Origin of the sequence: Streptomyces aurantiacus (assembly GCF_001418335.1) — a bacterium.
GTDB lineage: Bacteria > Actinomycetota > Actinomycetes > Streptomycetales > Streptomycetaceae > Streptomyces > Streptomyces aurantiacus.
The window spans coordinates 1-16,295 of sequence record NZ_LIPP01000380.1; the positions used below are offsets into that span (position 1 = coordinate 1).

Here is a 16,295-nt window from a genome sequence, read left to right on the forward strand (position 1 = left end):
CGGGGAGGCGGGCGGGGGCGGGAAGGTCACGCGGAGCGGTACGCGGCTTCGAGCGCGGCGCGGACCTTCGCCGCGCCGGTGCCGCGGGTGAAGGACGTACTGGTCGCGGTGATGAGCGGCTGGGTCGCCGTCGGCGGGACGTACACGTCGGGCAGCAGGACCTGGCTGACGTCGTCCCCCAGCCGCTGGGCGGCCGCGACCAGCGGGAAGTCCGTACTGACCGTGTCGGAGCGCAGCGCCATGTCACGGCCGCTCTCCTTGATGAACCGCGACACGGTGTCGGGGCGGTACATGAAACGCAGGAACTTCTCGATGGCGTCGATCTTCTTCGTGCCGTTCGGGCTGATCCAGAACCCGATCAGGGTGTACGTGCGCAGGATCGTCGGCCGGTCGTGGGCGGCGCCCTCGGCGAGTGGCCAGCCGGCCACGTCCGTGTGGCGTGCGAGGGACTCGGGCACCTTCGCGAGCGCCGACGACATCGCCGACTGGATGGCGGCGGCCCCCGTGTTGAACTGCGTGGTCATCGAGTCCGAGGTCAGGCCCTGGGCCTTGTCGACGAACACTCCGGCGTCGCGCAGTTCGACGAAGTACTCGATGCCGTCCTTCGCGCCCCTGCTGCCGCTGAAGTCGCCGGTGGAGTAGACGTGCCGGGCCTCGTCCTCGGTGAGGAAGGTCTGGATGATCTGGGCGAGGAGCTTCTGCCCGGTCCAGTCGTTGCCGCCGGTCGTGACGGGGCCGATGCCCTTGGCCCGCAGTCTGCGGGCCGCGGCGATCAACTGGTCGCCGGTGACCGGGATCTCGTCCACGCCCGCCTTGTCCAGGAGCGCCCTGTTGTAGGCGACCGGCCAGTTGGTGGCGAAGTAGGGGAAGGCCCGCAGCCGGCCCTCGCCGTCGGTCCAGGCGTCCAGGGCCACCGGCAGCACCCGCTCGCGCAGCCCCCAGTCGTCGAGGTAGTCCTTGACATCGACCGTGGCGCCGACGTCCGTCCAGGCCAGGGTCTTGTCGTAGAGGTTGACCATGACGACGTCCGGTTCCTTACGAGCCAGCCGGGAGGTTTCGTAGACCTGGGCGAGGTCGTCGCCGTTGACGAGGTTCTTGACCTTGAGCCCCGGGTTCTCCCGGCGGAAGCGGTCCAGGGACGCCAGATAGGTGGGCGATCCCGGCGCGGTGGTGCCCAGCTGGCTGTGCACGACGAGCGTGTCGGGGTCGGAGTCCGCCGCGACCAGCGCGGAACAGCCGGACAGAGCGGGCAGGGCGGTCGCGGCCGTGAGGCCGGAACCGGCGGCGAGGAAGCCGCGCCGAGTCAGCGGTGGGCGCACAGCGGGGTTTCTCCAACCATGGCGGTTAACCGGGTGACGGGTTAACGAGTGGTTAATCGATGTACCTGCGAGAGTGCGAGGACTTTAGGAGGGGTTACGCGCGAGGTCAAGACCTGGAGGGAAAGTGGCCAGGACCAGGAAGGGAGGCCAGGAAGGGGGATCGGGAAGGGGGCCGGCGAGGGCGGTCGGGCCGGCCGGGGGAGCCGTCTCCCTCGCGGCCCTCAGTGCGTCGGTTCGGCGAGGGCCTGGGTGCCGATGACCGCGAGCAGGTCGAGGAGATCGGCGCTGTCGGTGCCGACCGCGGGCGTGAACCAGAGCAGTCGCTGCCGGCCGTCCTCGCTGAACAGGTTGAGGCAGTTGACCTCGATCAGGCCGAGCGCGGGGTGGTGGAGACGCTTGCGGTCGTCGCGCCGGAACGCCACGTCGTGGTCGGCCCACAGGGCGGCGAACTCGGAGGAGGCGTTGAGCAGCGCCCGGATCATCGAGGCGGCTTCGACGTCCTTGGCGTCCCGGCGCGCGGCTGCCGCACGCAGATCGGCGACGAAGGCGCGGGACTGGCTCTCATGGTCGGCCTCGGGATACTGGCGCCGGGCGTCGGACTCGGTGAACCACCGGTGGACGAAGCTGGCCCGAGGACCCCGCAGACCGGAGTGGTCCCCGAGCAGCGCCACGGCGAGCGGGTTCTGTACGAGGGTGACGTGCAGGTCGGTGATGACCTGTGCGGGGGTGGAGGTCAGGCGCCCGAGCAGGTCGAGCATTCCGGGGTGGACGTGCGAGGCGGCCCCGCCCTGCACGGGTACCGGTCGCCCCGCCAGGCGGTAGAGGTAGTCACGCTCGTCCGCGCTCAGCCGCAGCGCGCGGGCCAGCGCGGCGACCATCTGCTCGGAGGGCTGCGAACCGGCTCCGCGTTCGAGCTCGTTGTAGTAGTCCACCGATGCCCCGGCGAGCTGGGCGACTTCGTCACGGCGCAGCCCGGGGACACGGCGCCGGGGACCGGACGGGAGCCCGATGTCGGCCGGGCGGATGCGCTCACGCCGCGACCGCAGGAAGGCACCCAGCTCCGTGTACTTCGCAGAACCCATGCCCGCCATTGTGCGCCCGGCCGGGGCCGGGGACACAGGGGATGACATCCCCTGGCTCCGCCGTCAGGGGTCACGCAAGGTGGAGGACATGACCACGAACCACACCACTCCAGCACCGCCGGTGCCCTCACCGGTGCCACCGCGGGTCGCCGTCGTCACCGGCGGATCACGCGGTATCGGCCGGGCGATCTCCCAGAAGCTCGCCCACGACGGCCTGGCCGTCGTGGTGAACTACACCCGCGACGCGGCTGCCGCCGAGGAGACGGTGTCCGCGATCACCACCGCCGGCGGGCGGGCGATCTCCTTCCGGGCGGATGTGGCGGAGGAGAAGGAGGTCGCCGCACTGTTCGACCGGGCGGAGCAGGAGTTCGGCGGCGTGGACGTCGTCGTGAACTCCGCCGGCCGGCTCGCTCTGTCGACCATCGCCGACCTCGACCTGACGGTGCTCGACGCCGTGCACCGCACCAATATCCGCGGCACGTTCGTCGTCGCGCAGCAGGCCGCCCGTCGGCTGCGCGGCGGGGGCTCGTTCGTGGGGCTGTCGACTTCGGTGGTCGGCACTCAGTTCCCCGCTTACGGCGCGTACGCGGCGAGCAAGGGCGCCGTCGAGTCGATCACGCTGATCCTCGCCCGCGAGCTGAGAGGACGGGACATCACCGTGAACACCGTCGCCCCCGGGCCCACGGCCACGGAGCTGTTCCTCGACGGCAAGACTCCCGAGCAGGTGGACCAGCTCGCCAAGGTCCCGCCGCTGGAGAGGCTGGGCACACCGCAGGACATCGCCCAGGTGGTCGCCTTCCTCACCAGCGAGGAAGGGCACTGGGTCAACGGCCAGATCCTGCGGGCCAACGGAGGCATGGTCTGACGACGCAGCCTGACACCGGCACGGCACCCCTCACGAAGCAACCGACACAAGGAGAAACAGTCATGCCTTTCGCCAACTTCAAGGTCCCCGCAGGCACCCTCACCGCCGAGGACAAGAAGAAGATCGTCGAGCGCACCACCGACCTGTACGCCGAGATCTACGGTGACCGGGCCCGCGCCACCACCGTCGTTCTCGTCGACGAGGTCGAGGACGGCGGCTGGGGCGTCGGCGGCAACGTCCTGACCGCCGCCATGCTCAACGGCGACGACTCCTGACCCCGGCCGCACCGTTCCTTGGCTGCGGCGAGGGACTGTCAGACCTCCCTGCCATGCTGATCGCCATGACAGCAGCAGAGGATTCGCCGGTTTCCGCCACCCCTACGGCCGCCATGGACGCCCTGCTGTGGCGGTGGGCGGATCACGTCAACCGGAACGGCGTGATGGCACGGCCGGAATGGTTCGCGTGCGTAGGAGAGTTGGCACTGGCCGGGCAGGTCACCTGGTACGGGATGGCGACCAACGCCGGTAGGTGGGTCCACGAGAACCTGCTCCCCGGCCCCGGCCGGGTTCCGGTGTACGCGGGCTTCCACTGGTCCGAGGCGGGCGACGGACCGGCGGAAGCCCGGGTCAGCATGGTCGTCCTGCCGCTGGCGGATCCCGCCCGGATCATCGCCGCCGAGTGGGATGAGGGGTACGGCGGCTATGAACCGGCGCCGGTGGACGGGTACGCGGTCCTGTGCAGCGAGCCGTTCGATCCGGTGAGCATCAGGGGCCGCGACGCCGAGGCCGATCTCCGCGAGGCCAAGCGGATCATCGCGGCCGGCGCCGACGAAGGCCGCCGGGTCAACTACGCCGAGATCGTCATCGACCCGGACCGCGGTGGCAACGCCCTGTTCTTCCCGGTTGACGGAGAGGAACGAGACGGCTACGAGGCCCTGGAGGAGGACGGCACGGTCGTCTGCCTCGCTTTCATCTCCTACGACTTCGACTAGGGCCTGCGTGCTGTCGTGATCGGTCTTCGGGTCCCGTCCCTGTGCGGGGGCGGGACCCGAAGGCCATCGGGCCTTACCTGCCGATCGGCGCCTACGTCAGGAGACCGATGGCGGTGAGTACAGCACCACCTCGCTCACCTGCACGAATCCCAGCCAGCTGTAGACAGGCAGCCCCTGGCTGCTGGCCTGCAGCGTGCAGACGGACATCCCGTGTTCGCGTCCGACCGCCATCGCGGCTGCGGTGAGCGCCGCACCGATGCCTCGTCCGCGGTAGGCGGGATCGGTGCCGATCCAGTAGAGACCGGCCACGCCGTTGCTGACGAGTACCGCCGACGTGGCCACCGCGCGTCCGTCGATTCGCCCCACGAGCCGGACAAGAAGACCGAGGTCGGTGCGTAGACCGGCTTCGGCGTCGATGACCGCGTCCCGCAGATCGGGGCCGACGCCGAACGACGACGCATAGGCATCGACGTAGTCCGCCGGGCCCTCGGAGACATCGACGCGCTCGACGGTGAGTCCGGCCGGGAGAGGCGGCTCGGGCACCTTGTCGAGCCGCGCGGCCATGATCGGCATGCTGCCGACTCGGGCGTAGCCCCGTCCCTCCAGCGCATGCGCCACGCCGGGATCGCTGTCCGGTCCTATCCACCATCGCCACGGCAAGCCGCTCAACTGCTTCTCCGCCTCGGCGGCCGCGTCTTCCACCGGGCGCTCGCGCACCCTCAGCACGCCGTTGAGCAGTCTGTGCCGGAGGCCACTGCGGTAGACGGCGTGGTCGGCGTCGAGTCCGCTCGAACCGCCCCAGGCGAGCCAATGAGCTCGGAGGTTGGCCATCTGCGGAAGGAGCTCATGGATGGACGTGGCGACCGGCTCGGCAGCTTTCATGTCGGGATTGTATTGAACTCGCCTCCGGCTTCGGTGAGTTGCCTACGCGTCACGCTCCCAGGAGGACAGCGAGTCAACTGCCGCCGAGGACAAGATGGCGACCGAACCGGAAGGCGTACCTGTACTACCTGTACCGCCCGACCGGCACCTGAGCCGGGGCGTCAGAGCCGCCAGGCCTGTCGTTCCCGGCTGCGAGGGTCGTCGACCTGGCTCCACTCCGCGTCGATACGCATGGTGGCCCGGTGCTCGGTGTCGTACCGGTCCCAGCCGGGATCGCCGGTCCTGGCGAACCGGACCCATGCCGCGTGCACACGGGCGGCGAGATCCGTGGGCGGCCTGTCGGGACCGAGCAGGGCACGGGCGCCCCGCAACTGGGAAAGCTCCGCGAGATCGAAGACGAAGGGCAGCTCCATCGCGTGGGTGGCGCCCAGTTGTCCGTCCAGGGCGCGGGAGCGCCAGGCGAACTCGTAGCGGAAGGTGGCGGACCCGGCGTGGGTGGCGTGGTCGGCGTGTGCGTCGGCCAGGGCCCAACTGCCCGCGCCGAACAGCGCGTCACCCATGATGGCGGACCGCAGCTCCCCGAAGCCCGCTCCCGGGCGGGTCCCGCGGTACGTCTCGACGAGTTGCGCCGGATCGTGATGCGCCCTCGCCGCCGCGTCGTCGACGTCCCTGGCGGTCGAGGTGGCGTAGGCGCCCACGGGAACCAGATAGAGGTTTCCCTCCTCCGTGTTGGTTCCGACGAGCAGGTCGACGTCCGAGCTCAGACCCGCCGCGACGGCTTCGGCGGGCTGGGTGTCGAGGACCAGGCCGAAGGGGCTGAGGCCGATCAGCGGGTCGCGGTGTGCCGCGGTCCGCAGATCGATGCCCGCGAGTGCCGAGGCGGCCTCGACCAGGCGTTCGTCGGAGACCTCCGCGAAGGCGTCGACGTGCGGCTCGATGCCCAGAGCCCTCGCTGCCGCGCTGGTGACGCGGGCTGCCTGCTCGGTCGTGAACGCGCCCAGGCCGCTGCCGCTCTGGACGATCACCCGGCGGAAGAGGCCGGCGGCCGCGGGAGCGGCGAGGATGCCCCCGACGATGGTCGCCCCCGCCGACTGGCCGAAGAGGGTGACGTTGTGCGGATCACCTCCGAACGCGGCGATGTTCTCCCGCACCCAGCGCAGCGCGGCCACGACGTCGAGCAGACCGCGGTTGGCGGGAGCTCCGGGAATGTCGAGGAACCCGGCCATACCGAGCCGGTAGTTGAGGGTGACGAGGACGACGCCGTCGCGGGCGAAGGCGGAGCCGTCGTACAGCGCGGACCGTGTCGATCCGGCGACGAACCCACCGCCGTGGACGAAGACCATGACGGGCAGGCCACCGCCGGTGGCTTCGGGCGTCCAGACGTTGACGGTGAGGTAGTCCTCCCCACGACTCCAACCGGCCCCGAAGTAGGGGGACATGTCCACGCTGCCGAGCTCGCGCGCGGACTGGGGTGCGTTGGGTCCTGGCGCGGTGGCGTCCCGTACGCCGTCCCAGGACTCGTGCGGCCGCGGCGGTGCGAACCGGCCGGCACCGCGGGGAGGAGCGGCGTAGGGAATGTCGAGGAAGACGGCGGTGTCGCCCTGGCGCAGGCCGCGGACGGCTCCCTGCGCCGTGGTCACGACGGAGTCGGTGCGACGGTTCACAGCAGTGCTCCGCGGGTCTCGGCCTGCTCGGTGGCCGGGGCCGAGGGGTACGGGTCGAAGGGGGCCCAGCCCTTGACGGCGAACTTGTCGCCGTCGCGCACCACGTGTGCGGCACCGTGGCCGCCCAGGTGCGCGGGGATGACGAGCGCGTTGTTGTCGGCCGCCCAGCCCAGGATCTTGCGGCGGGTGGCGCGCGCCTCCGCCGGGTCCTCGCAGAAGCAGCTGTTGGCGTCCGGTTCGAAGATCTGCACCGGGTTGTGCAGCAGGTCACCGACGAACACGGCGCGATCGGTCCCGGACGTGAGGGTCAGTACGGAGGAGCCGGGCGTGTGTCCGGGAGCGGCGTCCAGGCGCAGGCCGGCGTCGATCCGGTGGCTGTTCTCCCACAGCAGTGTCTGGCCGGCCCGGTGCACCGGGGCCACGCTGTCCTCGAAGACGTTCTGGTTGCCGCGGCCGAGCACCGTCCTGTGGTTGTTCTCCGGGTTCCAGAACTCGAAGTCGTCCTTCGGCATCAGGTAGGTGGCGTTCGGAAAGGTGGGAACCCAGCTCCGGCCGTCGAGGACCGTGTTCCAGCCGACGTGATCGATGTGCAGATGCGTGTTGATCACTATGTCCACGTCCTCCGGCTGAACTCCGGCGCGGGCGAGATTGTCCAGGAAACCGGTGTTCATCCGGCTCCACACCGGGGCGTACGGGCGCTCTTTGTGATTGCCCACGCCGGTGTCGACGAGGATGGTCCTGCCCTCACTGCGCAGCAGCCAGGTCTGGATCGCCGAGTTGACGATCCGCTTCTCGTCACCCAGGAAGTCCGGAACCAGCAGGGGGCGGTGTTCCTCCCACGCGTTCGACGGGCTCTCCGGGAAGAACTCCTCGGGGGTCATGTCCACGGGCCCGAAACGCTCCCAGACCCGGGTGAGAGTGACGTCGCCCAGAGTGATGGCGTCCACGGCCGGTCCCCCGTGCGAGGTGTCCGCGGACGGATCGGCGGTGTCTGCTGCCGCGGTCCTGCCGGCTGCCTCGGTCCTGCTGGTCCTGCTGGTCATCCTGGTCGTCCTTACGAGACGTGCGGTGCGCGGGGCCCTGCCCCGGGCCGCGACGGGTGAACGGTGCGGGACCAATGTCAGCGCCATCGCGGCGGCCGAACCAGACCTGGTCGTGCCTACCCCTGAGCGGGTCAGGTTCCCGGCCCCGTGCGGCCACATACTGGTCTCATGAGCGGACAGCGAGAACTCGGCGACTTTCTGCAGACGCGGCGGGCTCAGCTGCGTCCGGAAGACGTCGGGCTGCCGGACTACGGAGACCGGCGCCGGGTGCCGGGCCTGCGACGCGAAGAACTGGCGCTGCTGGCCGGCGTGAGTTCCTCGTACTACACACGCCTGGAACAGGGCCAGTCGGTGGGGGCCTCGCCGGAAATCCTCGACGCCATCGGCCGCGCGCTGCACCTGGACGAGGCCGAGCAACGTCACCTCCACGACCTGGCAGGCAGCGCGAGGCGGCGAGCGGTCGCCCGTCGTCCGCCTGCCGAGCACGTCGACGCGTCGATCTTCGGCCTGCTGGAGGCTTTCGGTGACGTCCCCGCCCTCGTCAGCGGGCGACGCGGTGACGTACTGGCCTGGAACCGGATGGGGCACGCGCTGTTCGCCTCCCACATCGACCCGGCCGGCCCCATGGACCCCGACAACCGCCCCAACCTGCCCCGGCTGATCTTCCTCGACCCCCACACCCGCGCGCTCTACGCCGACTGGCCGAGGAAGGCCAGGGCCGTTGTCGAGAACCTCCGTATGACGGCCGGCCGTCATACGGACGATGCGCTGCTCACCTCACTCGTCGGCGAACTCGCCATGAAGAGTGCGGAGTTCGCCGCCATGTGGGCCGATCACAAGGTCAGCCCCTGTGACTCCGCGGTGTACGAGATGAATCACCCGCTGGTCGGCAGCCTCGTCGTGACACAGCAGAGCATGCGTCCACCGCGCGGCGAGGAACGGCACATCGTGCTCGGCCTCGCCGAACCCGGTTCCCCGTCGCAGGCAGCCCTTCGCCTGCTCTCCCAGGCGACCGCCCCGGAGGTTCGCCGCGAGCGCGAGTGTCCCGTGGCCGATGCCCGAAGCGGCAGTCCGTCGCCAGGTCGCTGTCGGACGCCTTGAGCACCGGCCGGGTGCGCTGCCCTGGAAAGGTACTGAAGGTACTGGGAGGGTCACTCAGCCGTGGTGCCGACCATGACGGCCCTCGTCCCCGTCCCTGTCTTCGGCGTGGTGCCCGCCGCGGTCGTCGTCGGCCTTGGTCCGCGACCGCGTGATCGCGCCGCTGCTCCGGTCGACATGCACCTCGTACCGGACGCCGTCCTTGACGATCTTCACACTCCATACGGCGCGGCCGTGCTCCATCTCGGCCTCGACCTCGGTGAGGGTTCCGCCGCCCACATGAGAGAGCGCGAGTTCCCCGGCGCGTCGGCCGCCCACCGACCGGCTCGCGGGAGCGGTTGAGGCCGGTCCTGCCGTGTCGTCGGCCGTCGGAACCGCCGTAGGCGACTGGGACGGTGAGCCGGACGACGGCGCGGACGAAGACGCGGTCGGCACACCGAGGGACGGTACGGACGAGGCAGACGCCGACGACGCGCTGCGGGGCGGAGACGTGTCGTCGCTCCCTCCCGCGAGAGCGGTGCCGGTGATCGCGGCGACGAGCGCTCCCGAAGTGAGCAGGACGAGTGATATGCGCTTCATGGCGAACCTCCTGTGAATGCCCTGTGATGGAGAGAGGTTCGCGCGCGCCGGGACAACGCCGCGCTGCGGCAGTGCTAAGAGCGGGCTAAGGCGGTCACGACGAAGCGGGCGGGGAAGCGGGCGGGGAAACAGGCGGTCCCAGTTCCAGCGTCACCCGGGCGCCGCCCGTCCGGCCGGCCGACAGGTCCATGCGCCCGCCGCTGGACTGGGCGACCCGGCGGGCGATGTCCAGGCCGAGACCGGTGGATCCGCCGCGGCTGGCGCCCCGCTCGGCCAGGTCCGCCGACAGGCCGGGGCCGTCGTCCGCCACCGTCAGGAGGGCTCCGCCGCCGGTGCGGGGCGCCAGGGAGACCGAGAAGGCGGTGCCGTCGGGAGTGTGGGCGAACACGTTGCCCAGCAACGCGTCCACGGCTGCGGCGAGCTCGTCGGCGGGGACGCCGACCGGCAGGGGTCCTTCCACCGTGACGTCCAGGGTGACGGCCCGGCCGGTGTCCTCGGCCAGCACGGCCCAGAACGCCACCCGCTCGCGAAGCGCGGAGGCCGCCTCGCACACCGCGTACGCGTCCGCCTCCCGGCGGTGTCGAGCCTCGTCGATGAGGCCGGTGACCGCCCGTTCCATGGCGTCCACGCGCGCGGCGATCCGGGTCGCGTCGGTGCCAGCCAGTGACTCGGCCTCCAGGCGCAGCGAGGTCAGCGGCGCCCGGAGGCGGTGGGACAGGTCCGCGACCTGCTCGCGTTCCTCGCGCAGCAGTTCCTGGATCCGGTCGGCGAGATGGTTGAGGGCCCCGGCGACCTGGCGCAGTTCCGGCGGTCCCTGTGGACGCGCGCGAGCCGTGAGGTCGGCCCGCGCGAGCCGGTGGGACACGGCGGACAGCTCCGTGATGGGGCTCACCAGGGCACGGCTGAGCCGGTCGGCGACGAGCAGGCCGAGCAGCAGGAGCGCGACGCCCAGACCGGCGAGTACCAGCCAGGCCCGCGTGACCCCGCGGGTCAGTTCGGCGGCGGGCACGAAGGCACGGATGACGGCAGTGCCGTCCGGGCGGCCCAGCACGGCCACCACGATCTCGCGCCCGTCGGGCCGTTCCACGGTCCGGCTGACTCCGGCCAGGGCCGCGAGCCGCACCGCGCTGGTCCGCGGGGCCCGGCTGCCCAGGACCGACCGGTCGGCGAGGAAGACGGTGAGCGGGCCCCGGGCTCCGGCGGCCATGTGCTCGACGCTGATCCGCAGGGTGTCCGGGTCCGCGGTTCCCACCAGCGAGACGAGGCTCTGCGCGTCGGCGGCTGCGGTGGCGACGGCACGGTCCTGCGCGACCGTACGCAGCAACAGGGCCAGCGGCACGACGAACGCGAGGAGCGCCAGGCACATGGTGGCCGCGACGAGCAGGGTCAGGCGGCGCCTCATGGACGGTCCGCGGGCGCGCTCAGCCGGACGCCGACACCTCGTACGGTGTGCAGATAGCGGGGGTCCTGCGCACTCTCGCCGAGCTTGCGGCGCAGCCAGGACAGGTGCACGTCCACGGTTTTGTCGGCGCTTCCGTACGGCACCCGCCACACCTCGGTGAGCAGTTCCCGCTTGGTGACGACCTGTCCGGCCCGGCCGGCCAGATGGTGGAGGAGGTCGAACTCGCGGGGTGTGAGGTCGAGGACGGTGCCGGCAAGGGTCACCTCGCGGGTGCCCGGGTCGATGCGCAGGTCACCGACGACGGTGGCTGCCGCGGGCTCCCGGGAGGCGGCGCCACGCCGCAGCACCGCCCTGATCCGTGCCTCCAACTGTGCGGCGGTGAAAGGCTTCACCACGTAGTCGTCGGCGCCGGCGTCGAGGGCCCGGACGATCTCCGGCTCGTCGTCCCGCGCCGTCGCGATGATGACCGGTACCGGACTGACCGCCCGCAGCATGCGCAGCAGTTCGATGCCGTCGAGGTCGGGCAGGCCGAGGTCGAGGACCACGAGATCCGGACGCTCGTCCAGCGCGGTCTGCAACCCGCCCATCGCGGTGTGCGCGGCGGCGACGGCGTGACCGCGCTCGCGCAGGGCACGGATCAGCGGCGTCCGTATCGTGGGGTCGTCTTCGACTATCAGCAGATGTACCACAGCAGGCACGCTATCCGAGCGATCCGTCCTGCCCGCCTCGTTAACCGTCCCTTAGGTTTCCCCGGTGCTCTCCTTATCGACAGCCGGGGCATAGTCGTACGCATGCCTTCCCGTACGTTCCTCGCCCTGGCCGGCTGGACGGCCGCCGCCGTGGCCGCCACGCTCACCGGACTGGCCGCCGTCGAGATCATCGGCGACGGGATCACCGGCTCCACCGACGGCAAGGCGCTCACCTCGGAGCAGGTCGAGCGGCAGCTCGACGCGGCGAAGGCCGCACCGTCGCCCTCCCCCGGCCAGGGGACGGGCCCGGCGTCGCCGAGCACGCCGCCCGACAGCCGGACACCCACTCCCACGGCCACTCCCACTCCCACGGCCGCGTCGGGCAGAAAGACGCTCTCCACCCCGGGCGGGACGGCCATCGCCGTATGCGAAGGAGCGACAGTGCGGTTGCTGTCGTGGGCTCCCGCGCAGGGGTACGGGGTGGAGAGCGCGGACCCGGGCCCCGACGACGAACACGCCGAGGTGAAGTTCGAGGGCACCGCAGGCAAGGTCGAACTCCGTGTGCGCTGTGTGAACGGCATTCCCGCGGGATCGTGGAAGCAGGACGACTGAGCGGGGTCAGCCGGCCCGGTAGCGGGTGGCGAGTTCGGGGCTCTGGCCGCCGAAAGCCGCCAGGTCGGCCTGGAAGACGGTGTCGAGAAGGCCGGCGTCCTCGACACCGGGGGCGCAGACGACTTCACCGAGTTCCAGACCGCGCAGGGCGCCGGTGACGAGGTCCTCGGCGCTCATGCGGGGCACGACGCTCATGTCGAGGCCCTGGCGCTCGTGGAACTCGGTGGCCACCACTCCGGGACATACGACCTCGACCTGGACGCCGGTTCCTTCCAGTTCGGCGCTGAGGGTCTGGGACATGGCGACGAGGTGGGCGAGAGTGCCGGCGTAGACGGCCCGGCGGGGCATCTGGGAGTGCGGGGCGGGACCGCTGAAGGCGATCATTCCGGCCACGTTGATGATGGCGCCCCGGCCCCGGTCCCGCATGCCGGCGACCGCGGCGCGGGAGAGCAGGGTGGGAGCGAGAACCTTGACGTTGACCAGTTCGCGGGCCTTGTCGGCGGGCAGGTCGGCGAGCGGCATGTAGTGGGACACGCCCGCGTTGTTCACCAGCAGGGTCAGGGGCTCGGCGGCACAGATACTGGCGACGGTGTCGATGCCTGCGTCGGTGGACAGGTCGGCCACGACGGGCTGGACCTCGACCTCGGGGTGGGCGTCGACGAATTCTTCGAGCCGCTCCTGCCGCCGGCCGACGATCACCAGGTCGTAGCCGTCGGCGGCGAGCCGCTCGGCGAACGCCTTGCCGATACCCGAGGTGGCGCCGGTGACGAGTGCGAGGTTGCTCATGGGTGCTGTTCCTTCGAGTTGCCGGCCGCGGTGGCCGGAATACGGCTCCTGAGAAGCGAGGTCACTTCGTCCTGGCACTGGCGGCGCGGGCACTGGCAGGGGCGCCGGCGTTGGCATTGATGTCGGCATTGGCATTGGCATTGGCATGGGCGCCGGACGGCTTCGGCAGTCCGGTCCGGCCCGCCGTGGGGTCTGTGGACGTTCCCGTTGATGTCATGCCTCCACGATGAAGACAAAACGCGGGAACAGGTAGGAGACCCGCCTTCATAGGACTACCAGTACCAGGCACCTGTTCCGGCTCATAAGGCACACTGTCCGGCATGGCGACGACAGAACTCGGTGCGGCTCTCCGACGCTGGCGCGACCAGGTCTCACCCGGCACGGTGGGCCTTCCCGTGGGCGGACACCGGCGTGCCGCGGGGCTGCGGCGCGAAGAGCTGGCCCAGCTGGCCGGAATCTCCGTCGACTACATCACCCGCCTCGAACAGGGCCGGGCGACCAACCCCTCCGCACAGGTCGTCGAAGCCCTCGCCCGGGCGCTGCGCCTCTCGACAGGCGGCCGCGCCCACCTCTTCCAGCTCGCCGGACTCGTTCTGCCGGGCCCTGACACGGTCTCGGCGTACATCACGCCCAGCGTCCGCCGGATGATGGATCGGCTCGCCGGCACTCCCGTCGCGGTCTTCGACGCCGCATGGACCCAACTGCTCGCCAACCCCCTCTACACGGCACTGCTGGGGGAGTGGCACGGCAATGACCTCAACGCCGTATGGCGCAACTTCCTCGGCGCCGGCACCCGCGTACGCCACACCCCCGAATCCCTGGGTGCACTGCGTACCGCACAGGTCGCCGACCTGCGCAGCACAGCGAGCCGCTACCCGGCCGATCAGCGCCTGCAGCACCTGGTCTCCGAACTGCGCGCCGCGAGCGCCGAGTTCGACGAACTCTGGGAGTCCGGGGTCGTCGGCCGGCACCAGTCCGCCCGCAAGACCATCGACCACCCCCACGTCGGCGCCCTCACACTGGACTGCGACGTGCTCGGCGTCGCCGGCAACGACCTGCGCATCATGGTCTACACAGCCGAACCCGGCACTCAGGACGCCGAACGCCTCGCGCTCCTCGCCGTCGTGGGGACCCAGGCGCTCACCGGATAGCCGACCTCACCTTGTGCTGACGTCGTTCTGACGTCCTGGCGTCGTTCTGACGTCGGTCGAGGGTCTGCGGTGCGGTCGGATCGGCCCGCGGCGCGGGCGCGATACCGCCCCGGGGTGATGCCGAACTCCCTCTCGAAGGCGTGGGAGAGCGCGTACGGACTGCCGTAGCCGACTCGGCCGGCGATGGTGGCCAGGGTGTCCGGGGTGTCGCGGAGCAGGGTGGCGGCAAGGGTCAAGCGCCACCAGGTGAGGTAGGCCATCGGCGGACGCCCGACGAGGGTGGTGAACCGGCGGGCCAGGGTGGGGCGGGAGACGCTCGCCACCGCGGCCAGGCAGTCGTTGGTCCAGGGGGCGGCCGGGTCCGAGTGCAGCGCCCGCAGGGCGGCGGCCGTCACCGGGTCGCTCAGCACACGGGGCCACACTCCGCCGGTGTCCGCGGCGATCCAGGAGCGGATCAGGTAGACGAGCAGGAGGTCGAGCAGGTTCGGGAGCGCGATGCCGAAGCCGGGCCGTCCCTGGCCGAGCTCCACGGCGAGCAGGTCGATCGCGGCGCGGAGTTCGAGGTGGCTGCCCATCTGGTTGCGGAGGTGGACGACCTTCGGCATTTCGGCCATGAGCGGGTGTATGCGGCTGGAGTCGAGTTGGTACTTGCCGCACAGCACCTCCGTGTCGCCGTGAGCGGGCCGAGACCGTGTTCCTGCCGCGGCGAACCATTGGTCGAGCGTCGGTGCCGCGTCGATGGCAGCCGCATCGGCCGGGGAATCGGCGAGCACATGGCCGGCGCCGTGGGGAAGCAGCACCGCGTCGCCCACATGGAGCGACACCGGCGGACCACCGTCGGGCAGCAGCCAACAGCCGCCCTTGAGGATGACCGCGAAGCCCGCCCCGTCGTACGGGGCCATGCGCACGCACCAGCTGCCGCTCATCCCCACCCGGTCGAACGAGGGGCGACCCAGCCGCATGGCGGAGATCGTGTCACTCACCACATCCATCCGTGCAGCGTATGCCACCAGGTGTATGGGCTGTGAGACGCAGGTGTGAGACGCAGGCGCATTTTCATGAGACCAAGAGGCATCGAAAAGCTTGTTCGATCTTCTTAAGGTCGATCTCATGGTGAACGAGAACGAGCGTGTGCAGAGCATGGTGCTGGGGGATGTCGAGGTCGTCCGGGTCGTCGAGTGGCACGAACCGTTCCTGACCACGTCCGACTTCCTTCCGGAGGTCGGTGCCGATGTGTGGAAGGGCAACGAGCACTGGCTGGCACCCGACCACTGGAACCCGGACACCGACAGGACGGTGATCGCACTGCAGTCCTGGATACTGCGCAGCGCGGGGCGGACCGTCCTGGTCGACACAGGAGCGGGCAACGGGCGCGACCGGCCGGGCATGGCGCCCTATTTCGACCAGTGCCAAGGGGATTTCCTCGATCTCCTGGCGAGGGCCGGTGTCCGTCCGCAGGATGTCGATGTGGTCGTCAACACCCACCTCCACGTCGATCACGTCGGCTGGAACANNCAGGCGGTCGACCGCCTGATCTACGAGGACAGCATCGGGCCCATCCATCAGGCCGGCCAGGCCGTGCTGTGGGACGGCCTCCACACCATCGACGAACACCTCACCCTGGAGTCCGCACCCGGCCACACACCTGGCTCGTCCGTGCTGCGCCTCGCGTCCGGGAGCGACCGGGCGGTCTTCGCCGGAGACCTGCTGCACAGCCCGGTGCAGATCATCGAGCCGTGCTGCAACAGCAGTTCCTGCCTGGCCCCGGAACAAGCGGCGGCCAGTCGCCGTCGCATTCTCGGGCGGGCGGCCGACGAACGGGAGTTGCTCGTCCCCGCGCACTTCGGTGGTGCGGGCGCCCTGGAAGTCCGACGGGACGGTGACGGCTTCGCGCTGGGCCCTTGGGCGACAGCCGGCCCGAAGAAGTGAGCGCCGGCAGTTTCGACCGCCGCCTTGTCGCCCCGATGGTGTGACGGCGGATCAGTCCGCCTCGGTGGCCGCGCCGCACGACGCTCGCGGCAGGGGTGCCGCCGGAAACTGAGTACGCCCGCTGCCGGGCGGCGGAGTTCGGGTGCTGTCGGTTGTGGTTGTGGTTGTGGATGTGGTTGTGGGGGGCGGGGGGCAGTGGATGG

16 protein-coding genes and 2 pseudogenes are annotated in these 16,295 nt (G+C 70.7%); 8 read left to right on the forward strand and 10 right to left on the reverse strand.

Annotation, left to right across the window (positions count from 1 at the left end; all coding sequences use genetic code 11):
• Nucleotides 1-26: 26 nt before the first annotated feature.
• Nucleotides 27-1,319 (reverse strand): ABC transporter substrate-binding protein, encoded by a 1,293-nt coding sequence (locus tag AOK01_RS35845; protein ID WP_055519119.1) that lies wholly within the window; start codon nucleotides 1,317-1,319, stop codon nucleotides 27-29.
• A 221-nt stretch (nucleotides 1,320-1,540) separates the two neighbouring features.
• A complete protein-coding gene (locus tag AOK01_RS35850) occupies nucleotides 1,541-2,410 on the reverse strand; it encodes a helix-turn-helix transcriptional regulator (protein WP_055519121.1) in 870 nt (289 codons plus the stop codon).
• Nucleotides 2,411-2,489: 79 nt separating this feature from the next.
• Here AOK01_RS35850 and AOK01_RS35855 point away from each other — a divergent pair, with 79 nt between their 5' ends.
• From AOK01_RS35855 to AOK01_RS35865, 3 genes are all read left to right on the forward strand, one after another.
• On the forward strand, nucleotides 2,490-3,266 hold the full coding sequence (locus AOK01_RS35855) for an SDR family oxidoreductase (RefSeq protein WP_055519123.1): 777 nt from the start codon (nucleotides 2,490-2,492) through the stop codon (nucleotides 3,264-3,266).
• Nucleotides 3,267-3,328: 62 nt separating this feature from the next.
• Nucleotides 3,329-3,541, forward strand: a complete 213-nt coding sequence (locus AOK01_RS35860; protein WP_055519124.1) for a 4-oxalocrotonate tautomerase family protein — start codon at nucleotides 3,329-3,331, stop codon at nucleotides 3,539-3,541.
• 65 nt (nucleotides 3,542-3,606) lie between these two features.
• The gene (locus AOK01_RS35865) at nucleotides 3,607-4,257 is read left to right on the forward strand and encodes a hypothetical protein (protein WP_157871635.1); all 651 of its coding nucleotides are present in this window, start codon (nucleotides 3,607-3,609) and stop codon (nucleotides 4,255-4,257) included.
• A gap of 96 nt (nucleotides 4,258-4,353) precedes the next feature.
• Here the strand turns inward: AOK01_RS35865 and AOK01_RS35870 are convergent, their stop codons facing one another.
• The 3 genes from AOK01_RS35870 to AOK01_RS35880 form a co-directional block, all read right to left on the reverse strand.
• A complete protein-coding gene (locus AOK01_RS35870; RefSeq protein ID WP_055519127.1) occupies nucleotides 4,354-5,139 on the reverse strand; it encodes a GNAT family N-acetyltransferase in 786 nt (261 codons plus the stop codon).
• 161 nt (nucleotides 5,140-5,300) lie between these two features.
• Complete coding sequence (locus AOK01_RS35875; protein WP_055519129.1) at nucleotides 5,301-6,803, reverse strand: carboxylesterase/lipase family protein; 1,503 nt, start codon at nucleotides 6,801-6,803, stop codon at nucleotides 5,301-5,303.
• Nucleotides 6,800-7,750: an MBL fold metallo-hydrolase gene (locus AOK01_RS35880; protein ID WP_055519144.1), complete on the reverse strand. Its 951-nt coding sequence runs from the start codon at nucleotides 7,748-7,750 to the stop codon at nucleotides 6,800-6,802. Before AOK01_RS35880 ends, AOK01_RS35875 begins: the two co-directional genes overlap by 4 nt.
• Before the next feature lie 264 nt (nucleotides 7,751-8,014).
• On the opposite strand from AOK01_RS35880, the gene AOK01_RS35885 reads away from it, so the two are divergent.
• Complete coding sequence (locus AOK01_RS35885) at nucleotides 8,015-8,947, forward strand: helix-turn-helix domain-containing protein (RefSeq protein WP_063792920.1); 933 nt, start codon at nucleotides 8,015-8,017, stop codon at nucleotides 8,945-8,947.
• Nucleotides 8,948-9,001: 54 nt separating this feature from the next.
• Here the strand turns inward: AOK01_RS35885 and AOK01_RS43880 are convergent, their stop codons facing one another.
• From AOK01_RS43880 to AOK01_RS35905, 3 genes are all read right to left on the reverse strand, one after another.
• Nucleotides 9,002-9,523, reverse strand: a complete 522-nt coding sequence (locus AOK01_RS43880) for a PepSY domain-containing protein (RefSeq protein ID WP_157871637.1) — start codon at nucleotides 9,521-9,523, stop codon at nucleotides 9,002-9,004.
• Nucleotides 9,524-9,617: 94 nt separating this feature from the next.
• Nucleotides 9,618-10,925 (reverse strand): sensor histidine kinase, encoded by a 1,308-nt coding sequence (locus AOK01_RS35900; RefSeq protein ID WP_055519134.1) that lies wholly within the window; start codon nucleotides 10,923-10,925, stop codon nucleotides 9,618-9,620.
• The gene (locus tag AOK01_RS35905) at nucleotides 10,922-11,614 is read right to left on the reverse strand and encodes a response regulator transcription factor (RefSeq protein WP_055519136.1); all 693 of its coding nucleotides are present in this window, start codon (nucleotides 11,612-11,614) and stop codon (nucleotides 10,922-10,924) included. The genes AOK01_RS35900 and AOK01_RS35905 overlap by 4 nt, the downstream gene beginning before the upstream one ends.
• Before the next feature lie 102 nt (nucleotides 11,615-11,716).
• On the opposite strand from AOK01_RS35905, the gene AOK01_RS35910 reads away from it, so the two are divergent.
• Entirely contained in the window at nucleotides 11,717-12,226 is a 510-nt protein-coding gene (locus AOK01_RS35910; protein ID WP_055519137.1) for a hypothetical protein, read from the forward strand.
• A gap of 6 nt (nucleotides 12,227-12,232) precedes the next feature.
• Here the strand turns inward: AOK01_RS35910 and AOK01_RS35915 are convergent, their stop codons facing one another.
• A complete protein-coding gene (locus AOK01_RS35915) occupies nucleotides 12,233-13,012 on the reverse strand; it encodes an SDR family NAD(P)-dependent oxidoreductase (protein WP_055519139.1) in 780 nt (259 codons plus the stop codon).
• 320 nt (nucleotides 13,013-13,332) lie between these two features.
• On the opposite strand from AOK01_RS35915, the gene AOK01_RS35920 reads away from it, so the two are divergent.
• Nucleotides 13,333-14,163, forward strand: coding sequence for a helix-turn-helix transcriptional regulator (locus tag AOK01_RS35920; RefSeq protein WP_055519141.1), 831 nt, complete (start codon nucleotides 13,333-13,335; stop codon nucleotides 14,161-14,163).
• A gap of 83 nt (nucleotides 14,164-14,246) precedes the next feature.
• On the opposite strand, the pseudogene AOK01_RS35925 reads toward AOK01_RS35920, so the two are convergent.
• Nucleotides 14,247-15,155, reverse strand: a pseudogene (locus AOK01_RS35925) (AraC family transcriptional regulator); the annotation flags it as partial.
• Nucleotides 15,156-15,273: 118 nt separating this feature from the next.
• Here AOK01_RS35925 and AOK01_RS45765 point away from each other — a divergent pair.
• Nucleotides 15,274-15,676: MBL fold metallo-hydrolase (locus tag AOK01_RS45765; RefSeq protein WP_245702556.1), on the forward strand; the 403-nt coding region annotated here is incomplete at its 3' end.
• A 2-nt stretch (nucleotides 15,677-15,678) separates the two neighbouring features.
• Nucleotides 15,679-16,092: pseudogene (locus AOK01_RS45770) on the forward strand (MBL fold metallo-hydrolase); the annotation flags it as partial.
• Nucleotides 16,093-16,295 lie beyond the last annotated feature (203 nt).